15 protein-coding genes and 1 riboswitch are annotated in these 15,725 nt (G+C 68.8%); of the genes, 3 read left to right on the top strand and 12 right to left on the bottom strand.

Annotation, left to right across the window (positions count from 1 at the left end; genetic code table 11):
• Positions 1-219: 219 nt before the first annotated feature.
• The 3 genes from AB0D04_RS28475 to AB0D04_RS28465 all read right to left on the bottom strand — a co-directional run bounded on the left by AB0D04_RS28475 (position 220) and on the right by AB0D04_RS28465 (position 3,192).
• Positions 220-1,245, bottom strand: coding sequence for an NlpC/P60 family protein (locus tag AB0D04_RS28475; protein WP_362708859.1), 1,026 nt, complete (start codon positions 1,243-1,245; stop codon positions 220-222).
• 315 nt (positions 1,246-1,560) lie between these two features.
• Entirely contained in the window at positions 1,561-2,934 is a 1,374-nt protein-coding gene (locus tag AB0D04_RS28470) for an NYN domain-containing protein (RefSeq protein WP_362708857.1), read from the bottom strand.
• 18 nt (positions 2,935-2,952) lie between these two features.
• Positions 2,953-3,192, bottom strand: a complete 240-nt coding sequence (locus AB0D04_RS28465) for a hypothetical protein (RefSeq protein ID WP_362708914.1) — start codon at positions 3,190-3,192, stop codon at positions 2,953-2,955.
• 205 nt (positions 3,193-3,397) lie between these two features.
• On the opposite strand from AB0D04_RS28465, the gene AB0D04_RS28460 reads away from it, so the two are divergent.
• Positions 3,398-4,156: a rhomboid family intramembrane serine protease gene (locus AB0D04_RS28460; RefSeq protein ID WP_362708854.1), complete on the top strand. Its 759-nt coding sequence runs from the start codon at positions 3,398-3,400 to the stop codon at positions 4,154-4,156.
• Positions 4,153-4,434, top strand: a complete 282-nt coding sequence (locus AB0D04_RS28455) for an Lrp/AsnC ligand binding domain-containing protein (RefSeq protein ID WP_362708852.1) — start codon at positions 4,153-4,155, stop codon at positions 4,432-4,434. The genes AB0D04_RS28460 and AB0D04_RS28455 overlap by 4 nt, the downstream gene beginning before the upstream one ends.
• A gap of 384 nt (positions 4,435-4,818) precedes the next feature.
• On the opposite strand, the gene AB0D04_RS28450 is transcribed toward AB0D04_RS28455, so the two are convergent.
• The 6 genes from AB0D04_RS28450 to AB0D04_RS28425 form a co-directional block, all read right to left on the bottom strand.
• Complete coding sequence (locus tag AB0D04_RS28450; RefSeq protein WP_362708851.1) at positions 4,819-6,240, bottom strand: aminotransferase class V-fold PLP-dependent enzyme; 1,422 nt, start codon at positions 6,238-6,240, stop codon at positions 4,819-4,821.
• Positions 6,241-6,410: 170 nt separating this feature from the next.
• Positions 6,411-6,528: riboswitch (SAM riboswitch) on the bottom strand.
• A 91-nt stretch (positions 6,529-6,619) separates the two neighbouring features.
• A complete protein-coding gene (gene trpD, locus AB0D04_RS28445; protein WP_362708848.1) occupies positions 6,620-7,684 on the bottom strand; it encodes an anthranilate phosphoribosyltransferase in 1,065 nt (354 codons plus the stop codon).
• Between the two features lie 134 nt (positions 7,685-7,818).
• Positions 7,819-9,456, bottom strand: coding sequence for a ubiquinol-cytochrome c reductase cytochrome b subunit (locus tag AB0D04_RS28440; protein ID WP_362708846.1), 1,638 nt, complete (start codon positions 9,454-9,456; stop codon positions 7,819-7,821).
• Complete coding sequence (locus AB0D04_RS28435; RefSeq protein ID WP_362708843.1) at positions 9,453-10,514, bottom strand: Rieske 2Fe-2S domain-containing protein; 1,062 nt, start codon at positions 10,512-10,514, stop codon at positions 9,453-9,455. The genes AB0D04_RS28440 and AB0D04_RS28435 overlap by 4 nt, the downstream gene beginning before the upstream one ends.
• Positions 10,511-11,320 carry a c-type cytochrome gene (locus AB0D04_RS28430; RefSeq protein WP_362708841.1) on the bottom strand — a complete coding sequence of 270 codons (810 nt, stop codon included), beginning with the start codon at positions 11,318-11,320 and terminating at the stop codon, positions 10,511-10,513. The genes AB0D04_RS28435 and AB0D04_RS28430 overlap by 4 nt, the downstream gene beginning before the upstream one ends.
• Before the next feature lie 75 nt (positions 11,321-11,395).
• Positions 11,396-12,016 carry a heme-copper oxidase subunit III gene (locus tag AB0D04_RS28425; protein ID WP_362708839.1) on the bottom strand — a complete coding sequence of 207 codons (621 nt, stop codon included), beginning with the start codon at positions 12,014-12,016 and terminating at the stop codon, positions 11,396-11,398.
• Between the two features lie 270 nt (positions 12,017-12,286).
• Here AB0D04_RS28425 and AB0D04_RS28420 point away from each other — a divergent pair, with 270 nt between their 5' ends.
• Positions 12,287-12,688: a hypothetical protein gene (locus AB0D04_RS28420; RefSeq protein ID WP_362708837.1), complete on the top strand. Its 402-nt coding sequence runs from the start codon at positions 12,287-12,289 to the stop codon at positions 12,686-12,688.
• 57 nt (positions 12,689-12,745) lie between these two features.
• Here AB0D04_RS28420 and AB0D04_RS28415 read toward each other — a convergent pair whose 3' ends face one another.
• From AB0D04_RS28415 to AB0D04_RS28405, 3 genes are all read right to left on the bottom strand, one after another.
• Positions 12,746-14,023 (bottom strand): Ig-like domain-containing protein, encoded by a 1,278-nt coding sequence (locus AB0D04_RS28415; RefSeq protein WP_362708836.1) that lies wholly within the window; start codon positions 14,021-14,023, stop codon positions 12,746-12,748.
• Positions 14,024-14,196: 173 nt separating this feature from the next.
• Positions 14,197-14,595 (bottom strand): cytochrome c oxidase subunit 4, encoded by a 399-nt coding sequence (locus tag AB0D04_RS28410; RefSeq protein WP_362708833.1) that lies wholly within the window; start codon positions 14,593-14,595, stop codon positions 14,197-14,199.
• Positions 14,592-15,725: cbb3-type cytochrome c oxidase subunit I (locus AB0D04_RS28405; RefSeq protein WP_362708831.1), on the bottom strand; the 1,134-nt coding region annotated here is incomplete at its 5' end. The genes AB0D04_RS28405 and AB0D04_RS28410, both read right to left, overlap by 4 nt.

The raw sequence follows: 15,725 nt of genomic DNA, 5'->3' as shown, positions 1-15,725 counted from the left end.
CCGGGAGGGCGGACGGTGACCCGCAGCTGCGAGGGCAGACAGTAACGGCGCAGGTCGGTGGCGACCAAAGACCCTTTTCCGTCCGCACAATGCCGCCCCGCCGGTGACTGCGCAGGTCACCGGCGGGGCGGGAAGTCAGCGGCGGGGGCCGCAATTCGCCCGTTCGGGCGGCAGGTTGCAACTGTTGTGAGGCTTTTCAGACCCTTGTGCCTGGTGTGATCAGACCCGCACGCCGAACGCGAACGGCATGTTGTTGATCGACTCGTAGCGCACCGCGGCGCCCGGCTTCGGGGCGTGCAGCACCGTGCCGTTGCCCGCGTAGAGGCCGATGTGGTGCAGGTCGTTGTAGAAGAGCACCAGGTCGCCGGGCTTGAGCTGGCTCTCCGAGCCGAGCCGGGTGCCGGCGTTGGCCTGCTCCTGCGAGGTGCGCGGCAGCGACTGGCCGGCTTGCTGGTAGGCCCAGGAGGTCAGGCCCGAGCAGTCGAAGGAGGAGGGGCCGGTGGCGCCCCAGACGTACGGCGAGCCGATCTTGGACTGGGCGGCGGACAGGGCGGCCGCACCGCGCTGCGACGCGGGCACGTCGTCGCCGAGGTCGGTCCGGTCGTTGGCGCGGTTGGCGCGCTCCTGCTCCGCCTGCATGGCCGCCTTCTCCTTGGCGGTCATGGCGTTGAGCAGCTCCTGCGCCTTGGCGAGCTTGCCCTTGATCTCGTCCTTCTTCTCACCGAGGACCTTGCGGGTCGCGCTGAGGTCCTCGATCTTGCCGGCGGCCTCCGCGCGCTCCTGGGCGAGCCGGCGCTGCTTGTCCGCGATGGTCTTGAGCTGCTCGGCCTGGTGGCCGCTCAACTGGTCGAGGGTGGAGGCCTTGTCCAGGTAGCTGTCCGGGTCGCCGGAGAGGAAGAGCTGGACCGAGGGGTCGATGCTGCCGCTGCGGTACTGGCCGGAGGCGACGGCGCCCAGGCCTTTGCGGAGCTGGTTGAGCTCCTGCTGGCCGCGGGCGACCTTGTCCTGGAGGCGGTCCACCTCCTTCTGGAGCTTGTTCTGGTCTTCCTTGGCGCCGTTGTACTTCTCGGTGGCCTGCTCCGCCTGCTCGTAGAGCTTGTCGACCTGGGCCTTGACGTCCTTCTTGGACGGGTTCGGGGCGGCCTGGGCGGCCTGGGAGGACAGGGCGACGGCCGCGGCGGCGGTCGCGGTGAGCACGGTCACGCGAGTACGGCTCGGCTGCTTGGGTCGACGGTGGGACGCCACGGGGGCGAGCTCCTTCTTCCTCCAGCCGCCTACCGGGAAGTGGGGGGTGAAACCCCGGCTCCGCGTGAACGCCGCGGACTCGGCGGTACCTCCACTGACCATCCCGGTTGGATAATCACCTGTATGAAGGTTCGAGGCCCGACCTTAGTAACCGAGTTGTGATCGCTTCAAATCCCCACAGGAAAAATCTGTGCCACGGGCCCCAAGCTTTACCAACATCACACAGGCAGTAAGCGGCACTTGACGCTCCGGTACGGCAGTCAAGGGAAAATCAAGTGGTTTTCCGGGCGGGACGCCCCCGGAGCCGCAAAACGGTCAGGTCCGGGCAAGTCGCTTGAGGAGCAAGGCAGATGCGACCGGCCGGGCGCCCGCCTTGGCGACGCCGTCGGCCACTTCCCGGTCCGTGGAGACCACGACGACCGGGCGGCCGGGCGGTTCGGCCCGTACCAGCTGACGAATCAACTCATCGGCCGTTACGCCCGGTTTGCTGAACAGGACCCGCACCCCGCGCGGCGGCGCGAGCAGCACCGGCGCCGCCAGCTCCGCGCCGTCGAAGACGCAGGTCATCTCCGCGCCGGTCTGCGCGGCCAGCACCGCCAGCCCGCCCAGCAGCCGCAGCCGCTGTTTGTCCAGAGGCATGGTGGGATAGCCGGTTTTGGTGACGTTGTAGCCGTCCACCACCAAATGCGCCTGCGGCAGCGCCAGTAGCTGGTCGAGCAGCGCCGGGTCCATCTCCGACAGCGCGCGGGTCGCGATGTCCTTGGGCGTCATCTTGCCGGGCGCGACCGCCTCGACGGTGTCCGCCGGATGGACGTTGGCGGGCGGCAGGGCCAGTTCGCGGCGCAGCCCCTGGGCGGCGTCCAGCACCGTGTCCAGCAGCAGCCGCAGCCGCATGTCCTCGACGCTGCGGCCTTCACGGGCGGCCCGCCGGCTGGTCTCCAGCGCCGTCTCGACCTCGGCGACACGGGCCTTGAGCCGGCGCAGCTCGCTGTCCGCGACGGCCTTCTCCGTCGCGGCCTGGGAGCGCGCGGCGTCCACCGCGGACGCGGCCTTGCGCACCGCCGCCTCGCCGCGCTTGACGTCGCTCAGCGCGCTCCGCAGCTTGCGATGCAGCGACTCGCTCTCCTTGCGGGCCGCGTCCAGATCGGCCCGGACCCGGTCGGCGTCCGCACGGGCCTCGCTGCGCGCCTGCGCCAGCTCCTCGCGCAGCCGGGCCAGCTCCCGTTCGGCCTCCTCACCGGCCCGCTCGGCGCGCACCCGCTGCGCCTCCTCGCCGGCCGCCGCGACGAGCTTGACCCAGCCCTCGGGGCGCAGCACATAGGCCGCCGCCGCAACGTCCAGCGGATCGGCGGCCGCGGGCGGGGTGCCGTCCTCCAGGGCCGCGGCCAGCTCCGGCTGGGCCTCGCGCAGCTTGCCCGCGATCCGCTGCCGGAAGACCGCGTCGCTCTCCAGCGCCGCGGCCATCGCATTTCCGGCGAACTTGGCGCGGCGGGTGGGGGTGAACCGGGCGTACTGCCGCAAGGGGGGCGGGAGTTCGGAAACCGTCAGCGCACCGAACGACTCCGCGGTGAGCGCCACGACACGGCGCCGTACGCCCTCGGGCAGCGGACGGTCGAGCACCTCGTCGACGGCATCCTCCGATGCGTCGGCGTGCGCCGCCCCCGGCTCCCTTTCTGGACGCTCCACCACGGCTTGATCGCTCCGATCTCAGGCGCTCGCGCCCGGCCGGTCCACCAGCTCGATCTGGTCGACCGCGTTGCACCAGCGGCAGCGCACGGACTCGATGCTCTCACTGAGGACCTCGCGCTCCTCCACCTTCGGCTCCCCCGCAAGGTCCAGGTGGACGTACTCCACGACCTTGGACCGGCGGGTCACATCGAAGCGGGTGAGGTTGCCGCAGAGCGTGCAGCGCCACCGCGTTTCGGCCGTCGGCAGGGGAGCAGCCATCGTGTTGTCCTCTTTCGTACTCGTCATGCTCGTCGGTCTCGTGCTGATGTACGGGTTCACGCGGTGCGCCGTCGGACTGCGGAAATACGCAAGGTACTGACTGCAACCCTACGGCCTGGAGGGGGCCGGGTGCGGGCCGTGCCCAGGAGGCGGGACACGGCGAGGCACTCTGTCCCGAATGCCCCCATTACGCCATGATCACTTCATGACGGCGCCGCCCCTGTTCCCGGGCATCCCCCGGCCACCGCACCCCGCCCGCTCCCTGGCAGCGGCCTTCTCCCGGACGACGAACGTCCTCATCGGGCTGTGCTGCGTCATCTTCGCGATCGGCCCGGCCTCCGGCCTGAACCATGTGTACGGCCACGGCGACGCCCTGCTACAGGCCCAGACCGCCTACTTCGAGCGCTGGGGCGTGATTCCGCTCGATCTGTGGAGCGGCTCGCTCCGCGCCCTGATCACCCCGTTGACCGCGCTGTTCGTCCACGGCAGCTGGCTGCACCTGCTCGGCAACATGCTGTTTCTGTACGTCTTCGGCGGCATGACCGAGAGCCGGATGGGGCGGCTGCCGTTCACCGCCTTCTACCTCGCCACCGGCTACCTCGCCCTGCTCGGCTACGCCGCCGCGCACGCCACCTCCGGCCAGACCCTGGTGGGCGCCTCCGGCTCGATCTCCGGCGTACTCGGCGCCTTCCTCTACCTCTTCCCCAGGGCCCGCGTCACCAGCGTCTTCCCCTTCCTCTTCTTCCTCCCCCTGCGCTTCCCCGCCTGGATCGTGCTGCTCTTCTGGTTCGTCCTCCAGTGGCAGGCCGCACAGGCCGGCCCCCACGGCCCCGGCGTCGCCTACCTCGCCCATGTGGTCGGGTTCGCGCTCGGCTTCCTGTACGCCTGGGTGCGCTACGGGAGGGATAGTGTGGGGTCCACCAGGGAGAACGCCCCGGCGACCGAGGGAGAGAGCCAGCCGTGATCACGTCGATCGTGCTCATCAAGACCAGCGTGGACCAGATCCCGGAGATCGCCCAGCAGATCGCCGCGCTGGACGGCGTCAGCGAGGTCTACTCCGTCACCGGTGCGCACGACCTGATCGCCATGGTGCGGGTCGCCGCCCACGACGACCTTGCCGATGTCATCCCTGGCCGGATCAGCAAGGTCCCTGGCGTCGCCTCGACCGAGACGCACATTGCGTTCCGCACGTACTCCCAGCACGACCTGGAGGCGGCGTTCGCCATCGGCCTGGACGCGTAGACGCGTAGCGTCTGCGCCCCACGTTGTTGGCTTTCCCTCCGTGGTGGTGTCTCGCCGTTGCTCCCCCACTGCCCTAAAGGGCGTGGGAGGTACCCCCAGCGGCGGGCGTGGTGTTGTCGGGTGCGGTGACGGCCCTCCGGACTCCGTCCTGCGGGCCGTCCCCTCCCGTGGGTGGGCGGAAAGGGCCGGTGGGGGCGTGCGTCGCTACGCACACCCCCACCGGTTTTCTTCCCCCCACAACGGGGAGGGGCCGGGCCGCAGGACGGAGTCCGGAGGCCCGGTCCCTCAGCCGAACAGCCCCGCGCAGCGGCACCAGCCCGCCAAACGGAGGCAAAGCCAGGCACGTCGGCCCAGGCAAAGCGCAGCGGAGCGGTGGGAAAAGGCCTACGCGGACGCGGGTACGCAACGGCCGTCCTCGGTGCGGTAGTTCCACCGCGCGCCGTCCGCGACCAGTTCCTTGACCGCTCGCACGAAGCGGTCAACATGCTCGTCGGGGGTGCCGGCGCCGAAACTGACCCGGATGGCGTTCAGAGAACGCTCACCCGGCGCCGCCTCGGGCGCACCGCACTCCCCCGGCTCCTGCGGCTCACTGCCGAGCAGGGTCCGTACGAGCGGGTGGGCGCAGAAGAGGCCGTCGCGGACGCCGATGCCGTACTCGGCGGACAGCGCGGCCGCGAAGTGCGAGCTGTTCCAGCCCTCGACGACGAAGGAGATCACGCCCACCCGCGGGGCGTCGTCGCCGAAGAGGGAGAGGACGTTGACCTCGGGCACCTCGGCCAGGCCCGCCCGGACCCGGGCGATCAGCGCCTGCTCGCGGGCGACCAGTTGGTCGAACCCGGCCTCGGTCAGCGCCCGGCAGGCGGAGGCGATGGAGTAGGCACCGATGACGTTCGGGGAGCCGGCCTCGTGCCGGGCCGCGGTGGTGTGCCACTCGACGTCCACGCCGCCGTCCGCGCGGCGGGACACCTTGCGGCTGGCGCCGCCGCCCGCCAGGTACGGCTCCGCGTCCTGGAGCCAGTCCGCGCGGCCCGCCAGCACCCCGGCGCCGAACGGCGCGTACAGCTTGTGTCCGGAGAAGGCGACCCAGTCGACGTCCAGCTCCGCGATGTCGACGGGGTGGTGCGGGGCGAGCTGCGCGGCGTCGAGGACGATCCGGGCGCCGTGGGCATGCGCGGCGGCCGCCAGCTCCTGTACGGGCCAGAGCTCACCGGTGACGTTCGAGGCGCCGGTGACGCACACCAGGGCGGGACCGCTCCGCTGCGCTCCGCCTCCGCTCTTCACCGAGTCTCCGGAAGCGGAGCACGGCTCGCGCTCGGCCAGCGCCTGCTCGAGGATGGCCACCGCCTGCTGCGGGGTGCGCGGCGCGTTCAGGTACGTCACGGCGGTGTCCGCGCGCTGTTCCCACGGCAGCAGCGACGCGTGGTGCTCGGTCTCGAAGACGAACACCTGGGTGCGGTCCGGGAGTACGGCCGCCAGCAGGTTGAGCGAGTCGGTCGTGGAGCGGGTGAAGACGACCTGGTCGTCGGCCCGGCAGCCGAGGAAGTCCGCGATCGTCTTCCGGCTGTTCTCGAAGAGGTCGGTGGACAGCTGCGAGAGGTATCCGGCGCCGCGGTGCACGCTGCCGTAGTACGGGGCGTAGGCGGCCACGTCGTCCCAGACCCGCTGCAGGGCCGGGGCGCTGGCGGCGTAGTCCAGTGCGGCGTAGGCGGCCTCGCCGCCGGTCACGAGCGGGACGGTGACATCCCGGCCCAGAACCGGCAGCGGGGCACAAACGGAACGGTCGGCGGCAACGGCGGAAACAGACATGGCGAACTCCCGTAACAGGAAAGCGAATTCACCGCGGGCGGGTGCGCGGAAGGGCACCGCACAGCACACGCGGCGGGAAAGAAAAGGGGTGCGGAAAAGGGGCCGACGGCCCTATCGCATTCGCTGAATCACGGAAGAGGCTCCCTCGAGGACCAGGATCCCTGGCGAGGGATCCGCGCTTGCCGCAGACCTCGCTGCCTGCGGCCTGGTCATCACCCGGGGCACCCCGCCACGGACGGAGGGTTGCCGGACAGCGGGCCGGGGCCTGTGTCGCTGTCACTCGTGACCTGCGCAGCATCATGCCATACGGCCGATGCGCCGCAAGCCCCGGTCCGGATGACGGACCGGGGCTTGCGTCACACCGTGCGTGACGGGGTGCTCAGGCGTTGGTTGCGGCCACCCACCGCTCCAGCACGCGCTTGGCCGCCCCGGAGTCGATGGCCGCGGCGGCCTTCGCCATCCCGGCCCGGATCTGCTCCGCCAGCGGCGCGTCCGTCGGCTCCAGCGCCACCAGCGCCGCCGCGGCGTTCAGCACCACCGCGTCGCGTACCGGGCCGGTCTCGCCGTCCAGCAGGCGGCGGGCCACATCGGCGTTGTACGACGCGTCCGCGCCGCGCAGCGCCTCCACCGGCACCAGGTCGATGCCGACGTCCCGCGGGTCGAAGGCCTCCTCGCGCACCGCGCCGTCCCGCACGATCCACACCCTCGAGGTGGCGGTCGTGGTCAGCTCGTCCAGGCCGTCGTCGCCGCGGAAGACCAGCGCCGACGAGCCCCGCTCGGCGAGCACCCCGGCCAGGATCGGCGCCATCCGGGCGTCGGCGACGCCGGTGGCCTGGGCGCGGACCCGGGCGGGGTTGGTCAGCGGGCCCAGCACATTGAAGGTCGTACGGATGCCGAGCTGACCGCGGGCATTGGCGACATGGCGCAGCGAGGGGTGGAACTTCACCGCGAAGCAGAAGGTGATGCCCGCTTCCTGGGCGACCTCGGTGACCCGCTGCGGAGTGAGGTCGAGGTTGACGCCGAGCTTCTCCAGGACGTCGGAGGCGCCGCTGGCCGAGGACGCCGCGCGGTTGCCGTGCTTGACGACCTTGGCGCCGGTGCCGGCCACCACGATCGAGGACATCGTGGAGATGTTGACGGTCTTGGCACCGTCGCCGCCGGTGCCGACGATGTCGACGCTGGGGCCGGGCACCTCGATCAGCCGGGCGTGTGCGTACATGGTGCGCACCAGGCCGGAGATCTCGGCGACGGTCTCGCCCTTGGCGCGCAGGGCCACCGCGAACCCGGCGATCTGGGCGTCGCTGGCCTCGCCCCGCATGATCTTGTCCATCGCCCAGGCGGTGTCGTCGGCGGCGAGGTCACGGCCGTCCAGCAGGGCGTTGAGGATGCCCGGCCAGGTGTGGGCCGCCACGCTGTCGCCGCCAACCGGGGTCACAACGTTCATGGTCCACACTCCTGGTCTGTCTACTGCCTGTGACCTCACCCTATCGAGCCGCGGGAACGCCGGAGGGCCCCGTCCGGTGCTCGGACGGGGCCCTCTGGGTGGCGTACTACGTGCGCCTTACAGCGCTGTGGTGATCAGTGGTGGCCGTGGCCGCTGGTGATCTCCTGGTACTCCTCGACCGTCGGCTTGGGGATGACGTTGTCCTCGCCGTAGTAGGTCTTCGAGAGCTTGGCACGCAGCTTCTGCGACCGGGTGAACTTGCGGCGGACGCCGTTCTCGTCGACCTCCGGGCCCAGCTCGTAGGGGGCGGGCTGCTCGTGCTGGGTGAGCACGTGCAGCTGCTCCTGGCCGAGCGGCTCGTGGACCTCGACGAACTCGCCGTGCGGCAGGCGCTTGATGATGCCGGACTCGCGGCCGTGCAGCACCTTGTCCTTGTCGCGCCGCTGCAGACCCAGGCAGATCCGCTTGGTGGCGATGAAGGCCAGCACCGGAAGGACGAAGAAGCCGATCCGGACGAACCAGGTGAGCGAGTTGAGCGACAGGTGGAAGTGCGTCGCCCACAGGTCGTTGCCGCCGCCGATCAGCATCACGAAGTACGCGACGAGCCAGGCCACACCGAAGCCGGTGCGGGTGGGGGCGTTGCGCGGGCGGTCCAGGATGTGGTGCTCACGCTTGTCGCCGCGGACCCAGGACTCGACGAACGGGTAGACCGCGATGGCGACCAGGACCAGCGGGAAGATCAGGATCGGGATCAGCACACCGAAGTTGATGGTGTGGCCCCAGAAGTCCCACTCCCAGCCCGGCATGACACGCACCAGGCCCTCGGCGAAGCCCATGTACCAGTCCGGCTGCGCACCGGTGGAGACCTGGTCCGGCCGGTACGGCCCGATGGCCCACACGGGGTTGATGCTGGCGACCGCGGCGATCACCGAGATCACACCGAAGACCAGGAAGAAGAAGCCTCCGGCCTTGGCCATGTAGACCGGCAGCAGCGGCATGCCCACGACGTTGCTGTTGGTCTTGCCGGCACCCGGGAACTGCGTGTGCTTGTGGTAGAAGACCAGGATCAGGTGCGCCACCAGCAGGCCGAGCATGATGCCCGGCAGCAGCAGGACGTGCACCGTGAAGAACCGCGGGATGATGTCGTGGCCCGGGAACTCGCCGCCGAAGATGAACATCTGCAGGTACGAGCCGACCAGCGGCATCGCCAGGATGACGCCCTCGATGAACCGCACGCCGGTGCCGGAGAGCAGGTCGTCGGGGAGCGAGTAGCCGGTGAAGCCGGTGAACATGCCCAGCACGAACAGCAGGAAGCCGAACAGCCAGTTGACCTCGCGCGGCTTGCGGAAGGCGCCCGTGAAGAACACCCGCATCATGTGGACCATCATCGCGGCCAGGAAGACCAGCGCCGCCCAGTGGTGGATCTGGCGGATGAGCAGGCCACCGCGGACGTCGAAGCTGATGTCCAGCGTCGACTCGAAGGCCTGGGTCATCCGGATCCCCTGCATGGGCACATAGGAACCGTGATAGGTCACCTCGGCCATGCTCGGGTGGAAGAACAGCGTCAGATAGACACCGGTCAGGATGATGATGATGAAGCTGTAGAGCGCGACCTCACCCAGCATGAAGGACCAGTGGTCCGGGAAGATCTTGCGCATGTTGGACTTGGCGAGGCTGTAGATGCCCAGCCGGCCGTCCGCCCAGTCGGCGATCCGCTCGCCCCGCGGCGCCTGGCCGCGGCGCGGGTTGGTCGCGCTTGTCTCGTTACTCATCCGCGCTCCCAGAAGCTCGGGCCGACGGGCTCCGCGAAGCTGCTCGCGGCCTCGAGGAAGCCGTCCTTCTCCGTGATGTGCAGCTGCGGCAGGGCGTGTCCGGCCGGACCGAAGATCACCTTGCCGCCGTCGGCGAGGTCGAAGGTCGACTGGTGGCAGGGGCACAGCACGTGGTGCGTCTGCTGCTCGTACAGGCTGATCGGGCAGCCCACGTGGGTGCAGATCTTCGAGTACGCGACGATGCCCTCGTGCGACCAGGACAGTTCCTGCTTGTCCTTGATGTCCTGCGGCTGGATCCGCACGAGCATCAGGGCGTCCTTGGCGATGTGCTCGTTGAAGTCCTCGCTGTCCTCCTCCAGGCCCTCGGGCTTGGCGAAGGTCAGGGAGCCGACCGCGATGTCCTCGGGACGCAGCGGAAGGTTGGTGGACTGGTTGACGAGCCGGACGCCCTTCTTCCAGTTCGTCGTCCGCAGCTTCGTCCCGGGCAGCGGCCCGAGGTCACGCAGCAGGACGACGCCGGAGAGCGGGACCAGGGTCAGCGCACCGAACATCGTGTTGCGGATCAGCTTGCGCCGACCGAACTGCGACTCCTTGGCGCCCTCCGCGAAGTCCGCCATGACCTTGGCCTTGACCTCGGGGGTGGCCTCGATCGGGTGGCGGTCGTCGGCGACCTCCACGTCCGACATCAGGGTGCGGGCCCAGTGGACCGCGCCGGCACCGATGCAGAAGAGCGCGACGCCGAGGGTGAGGCCCAGCGCGAAGTTCAGGCCGCTGATGTGCCCGATCGGCCAGATGTAGACGATCTTGTCGATCGGCACGGCCACGTACGAGGCGATGAAGCCGACCGTGGCCAGCATCGACACCAGGAAGAGCAGCGCCACCATGCGCTCGGAGCGGCGGGCGGCCTTCTCGTCGATGTCCTGGATGCGGTGCTCGTGCTCCGGCAGGCCGGGGTCGGCGAACGGGTTCTCCGCCGTCGCCAGCGCGCCTTCGTGCGCCGTCTCCCGCTCGGGGAGCTTGTCTTCTGGCACGTCTTCGTGTCGTTCAGTCTCACTCATGACTTCTTGGCCTTCGTAGTCCGGGCTGCGACCCAGATGGCGACCGCGACCAGCGTGCCCAGGCCGAAGATGTAGCCGAAGAGACCCTCACTGACCGGACCGAGACCGCCGAGGTCCAGGCCGCCGGGGCTCTCGGACTCATCGCCGTTGACGGCGCCGATGTACGCGATGATGTCCTTCTTGTTCTGCTTGCTCAGCGAGCCGTCACCGAAGGAGGGCATGTTCTGCGGGCCGGTTTCCATGGCCTCGTAGATGTGCTTCGGGTCCACGCCCTCGAGCGTCGGTGCGTACTTGCCGTTGGTGAGGGCGCCGCCCTCACCGGTGAAGTTGTGGCACTGCGCGCAGTTGGTGCGGAACAGTTCGCCGCCCTTGCCGATGTCGGCGCCGTCCGCGTTGTACTGCTTCTCGTCGGGGACGGTGGGACCGGCACCCAGCGACGCCACATAGGCCGCGAGCTGCTCGATCTGGGCGTTGTTGTAGATGTTCCGCTTCCGCGGCACCTGGGCGCCGGGCTGCTGGGCGGGCATGCGGCCGGTAGCGACCTGGAAGTCGACGGCTGCGGCACCGACACCGACCAGGCTGGGGCCGTCGGAGGTGCCCTGACCGCCGGTGCCGTGGCAGCTTGCGCAGCCCACGGCGAAGAGCTTTTTGCCCTCCTTGATGGCAAGGGACTGGGCGGTGTCATCGGCCTGAGCCTTGTCCGCCGGCGCGAACGCGGCGTACAGCCCCCCAGTGACCGCCAGCGCGAAGAGTAGGACGACGAGCGCCGCCAGCGGATGGCGCCGTCGTGCGGAGAGCTTTTTCACGGATTACCCCGGTGTCAGGATCTTCTGCGTCGATGCTTTGGCTATGTCTGGAATGCGGTCCGGTGCGGGACCGGACTACTTGATCAGGTAGATCGTGGCGAAGAGGCCGATCCAGACGACATCGACGAAGTGCCAGTAGTAGGACACGACGATGGCCGCGGTGGCCTGCGTGTGGGTGAACCTCTTGGCCGCGTACGTCCTGCCCAGGACCAGCAGGAAGGCGATGAGTCCGCCCGTCACGTGCAGTCCGTGGAAACCGGTGGTCAGGTAGAACACCGAGCCGTACGGGCCGGACGAGAGCGAGAGGCCCTCGTGCTTGACCAGTTCGGTGTACTCGAAGACCTGACCGCCGATGAAGATCGCGCCCATGACGAAGGTGACCACGAACCAGGCGCGGAGCTTTTTGACGTCGCCGCGCTCGGCGGCGAAAACGCCGAGCTGGCAGGTCAGAGAGCTGAGCACCAGGATGAAGGTGTTGGTTCCGGAGAACGGAAGATTCAGCGCCTCGGCCGATTCCTTCCAATACTCCGCACCGGTCACCGATCGCAGGGTGAAGTACATCGCGAAGAGGGCCGCGAAGAACATCAGCTCGGAACTCAGCCAGATGATGGTTCCGACACTGGTGAGGTTCGGCCGATTGACCGTCGGGTGCGCGTGCCCGGTTTCTACTGTCGTTGCTGTCGCCACGACCGACATTATGTCGGTCGCTTATCCCGCCCTCACTCCGGGGGGTGCCGTTCGGTGTGTCAAGGACGTACGGCCTGCTCGCGGGGACCTGTGCGGCGGTCGCCCAAAGGAAGGAAGCGGGCACGTCCCGGGCGGCCCCGGGACGGCCGCCGACCGGTCCTGACGGGCTGTCGGACAGATCGCCAATCGGTACGAACCCTGCTGCGGGCACCCGTTACGGGAGTAGCATCCGCGCAACGATCGACCCGATAGCCGGCCCACCGACAAGCTGGAGGAACGATGCAGGCGACTGCCACGGTGCTGGTCTACAGCGACAACGCCAACACCCGCGAGCAGGTCAGGCTGGCGGTCGGCCGGCGCCCCGCCCCCGACGTCCCGCAGGTCGAGATCCTGGAGTGCGCCACCGCCCCGGCCGTCCTCACGGCCCTGGAGCAGGGCGGGATCGACGTCTGTGTGCTGGACGGCGAGACCGCGCCCGCGGGCGGGATGGGCGTGTGCCGGCAGATCAAGGACGAGATCTTCAACTGCCCGCCGGTGCTGCTGCTCATCGGCCGCCCGCAGGATGCCTGGCTGGCGACCTGGAGCCGTGCGGACGCCGCGGTGACCCACCCCATCGACCCGGTGGCGTTCGCGGACTCACTGGCCTCGCTGCTGCGCCGCAGGGCGCTCGTACAGGCCTGAAGCGGGCGGCCCGGCGAAAGGGCCTGACGAGCGGCCTGGGCGGCTACTGAAGGGCCTTCAGAGCTGCGGGCGCAGCCGGGCATCGGAGGAGGAGTCCTGCTCGCGCTCGGCCGCTCCTGTGGTCTTGGAGGCCTTGTTCTTCAGCGCGCTGCCGGCCCGCCATTCCTTCCACGGCATGTTCCAGTCACCGAAGCCGTTGTCGAACGGCGACATGGTGTCGCCGCCGCTGTTGACGACCTTGACGATGTCGCCCACCCGGACGTTGTTGAAGAACCACTGGGCGTTGCCGGTGGACATGCCGGTGCAGCCGTGGCTGACGTTGGCCGCGCCCTGCGATCCGACGGACCAGGGGGCGGCGTGCACATACTCGCCGCTCCAGGTCACCCGGGTGGCCCAGTGGACCGGCAGGTCGTAGGAGTCCGAACTTCCGGCGGCGATGCCGACGGTGGTGGAGCGCATCCGTACGAAGCTCTCCTTGCCGAGGACGACCTTGACGCCGTTGCGGGTGGAGAAGCCGGGCTTTCCGGTGGTGACGGGGATGGTGTGGATTTCCTCACCGTTGCGCAGCACCGTCATGTGGTGTGACGCGGCATCAGTGATGGCCTCCACCGCGTCGCCCGTGGTGAGTTTCACGGGCTTGGCGGGGCCTCCGTAGAGCCCACGGGTGATCTTCAGGCCGTCCAGGTTGCTGTGGACGGAGATGGTGGCGTGGGCGGGCCAGTAGTGCTTGGGGCGGAAGTGCAGGGACTTGCCGTCCACCCAGTGCCAGGCGCCCTCGACGCGCGGGGTGGAGTCCACCTTCAGGGCGCTTTCGATGACGGCCCGCTGCTTGGGGTCGCCGACTTCCTTGCTCAGTTCGGCGGTGACGGGCTGGCCGACCCCGTATTCGCCGGTGTCGGGGCCGAACTTGACGCGGAGCCGGTCGTCGTTGTTGTCGGTGGTGTCGACGACGAGGGTCTTGCGGCCGGGGGCGCCGTCCTCGTCCTCGGTGCTCACCCGCACCGTGTAGCGCGTTCCGGCGGCCAGTGGGACGGTGGTTCTCCAGCGCCTGCCGTCGGCGCTCAGTTCGCCGCGGATGTAGCGGCCGGAGGAGTCGGTGGCGGTCACGTCCGTGATCCGCGCCTCGTCACCCTTGACGGAGACCTCAAGCGGCTTGTCGGGATCCGCTTTCTGCTTGCCGTCCGGGGTGTTGGCCGAGATCTGGTCGGCCGCGTCGTAGGGCTGGGCGGAGAGCGGCTGTGACGACGAGTCCCCGCAGGCGGTGGCGGTCACCGCCAGGGGCACTATCAGGAGGCCGCAGCTCAGCACCGTCCGGGTTCGAGGTCTGTTACTCATACCCCAAAAATATGAAGAATCCCCTCTTACGGCGCGCTGGATGACTGCAAATGGGGTGCCCGCCGGGCGCGCCGCCACGCCGGAACGACAGCGGGCCCGGACACCTGATGAGGTGTCCGGGCCCGCCCGGTACGGCGCTCGGGCCGTCCTTACGGCATGCCGTGCCGCACGCCTTACTGGGTGCGGTTCTCGCCGCGGTAGTACTCGAAGACCCAGCCGAACAGGCCGACGAAGATCACCGGGAGCGAGAAGTAGAGCAGCCACCAGCCGAAGACGACGCCCATGAAGGCGAGCGCGCCACCGACGGCCAGGGACAGCGGCTGCCAGCTGTGCGGGCTGAAGAAGCCCAGCTCACCGGCGTCGTCCGAGACCTCGGCGTTCTCGTTGTCCTGCGCACCCGCGTCGACCCGCCGGGCCGTGAAGGCCAGGTAGTAGCCGACCATGATGCACAGGCCGAAGGCGAGGAACAGTGCGGTGGTGCCCGCCGGCTCCTTCGACCAGACGCCATAGACGATCGCCATGGCGAGGACGAAGACGGCGAGCCAGATGAACATCTTGCCCTGGATCTTCACTTGCCAGCCTCCTTGCCGCCGGCGAGGGACTTGTCATCCGAGGAGCCGTGGCCGTTGTGCAGCGCGTCGAGGGCCGCGATCTCCGGGTGGTGCAGGTCGAACGCCGGGGATTCGGAGCGAATACGCGGCAGGGTGAGGAAGTTGTGCCGCGGCGGCGGGCAGGACGTGGCCCACTCGAGCGAGCGGCCGTAGCCCCACGGGTCGTCGACCTCGATCTTCTCGCCGTACTTGGCGGTCTTCCAGACGTTGTACATGAACGGCAGGATCGACAGGCCCAGCAGGAACGAGCTGATCGTGGAGATGGTGTTCAGCGTGGTGAACCCATCGGCAAAGAGGTAGTCGGCGTAACGACGCGGCATGCCCTCGGCGCCCAGCCAGTGCTGGACGAGGAAGGTGCCGTGGAAGCCGATGAACAGCGTCCAGAAGGTGATCTTGCCGAGGCGCTCGTCGAGCATCTTGCCGGTGAACTTCGGCCACCAGAAGTGGAAGCCGGCGAACATCGCGAAGACGACCGTGCCGAAGACGACGTAGTGGAAGTGGGCCACCACGAAGTACGAGTCGGAGACGTGGAAGTCCATCGGCGGCGAGGCCAGGATGACACCGGTCAGACCACCGAAGGTGAAGGTGATCAGGAAGCCGATCGTCCACAGCATCGGCGTTTCGAAGGAAAGGGATCCCTTCCACATCGTGCCGATCCAGTTGAAGAACTTCACACCCGTCGGGACCGCGATCAGGAACGTCATGAAGGAGAAGAACGGCAACAGCACGCCGCCCGTCACATACATGTGATGCGCCCAGACCGTGACCGAAAGACCGGCAATCGAAATCGTCGCCGCGATCAGACCGATGTAACCGAACATCGGCTTCCGGGAGAACACCGGAATGATCTCGGAAATGATGCCGAAGAACGGCAGCGCAATGATGTACACCTCGGGATGGCCGAAGAACCAGAAGAGGTGCTGCCAGAGCAGCGCTCCGCCATTTGCCGCGTCGAATACATGGGCACCGAATTTACGGTCCGCCTCCAGGGCGAACAGCGCGGCGGCCAGAACCGGGAAGGCGAGCAGGACCAGCACACCGGTCAGCAGCACGTTCCAGGTGAAGATCGGCATCCGGAACATCGTCATGCC

The sequence above is a fragment of the Streptomyces sp. NPDC048483 genome (genome assembly GCF_040651455.1).
In the GTDB taxonomy this organism is placed as follows: domain Bacteria; phylum Actinomycetota; class Actinomycetes; order Streptomycetales; family Streptomycetaceae; genus Streptomyces.
Note: the sequence above shows the minus strand (reverse complement) of the source record. Positions and strands in the feature narration are given on the sequence as shown.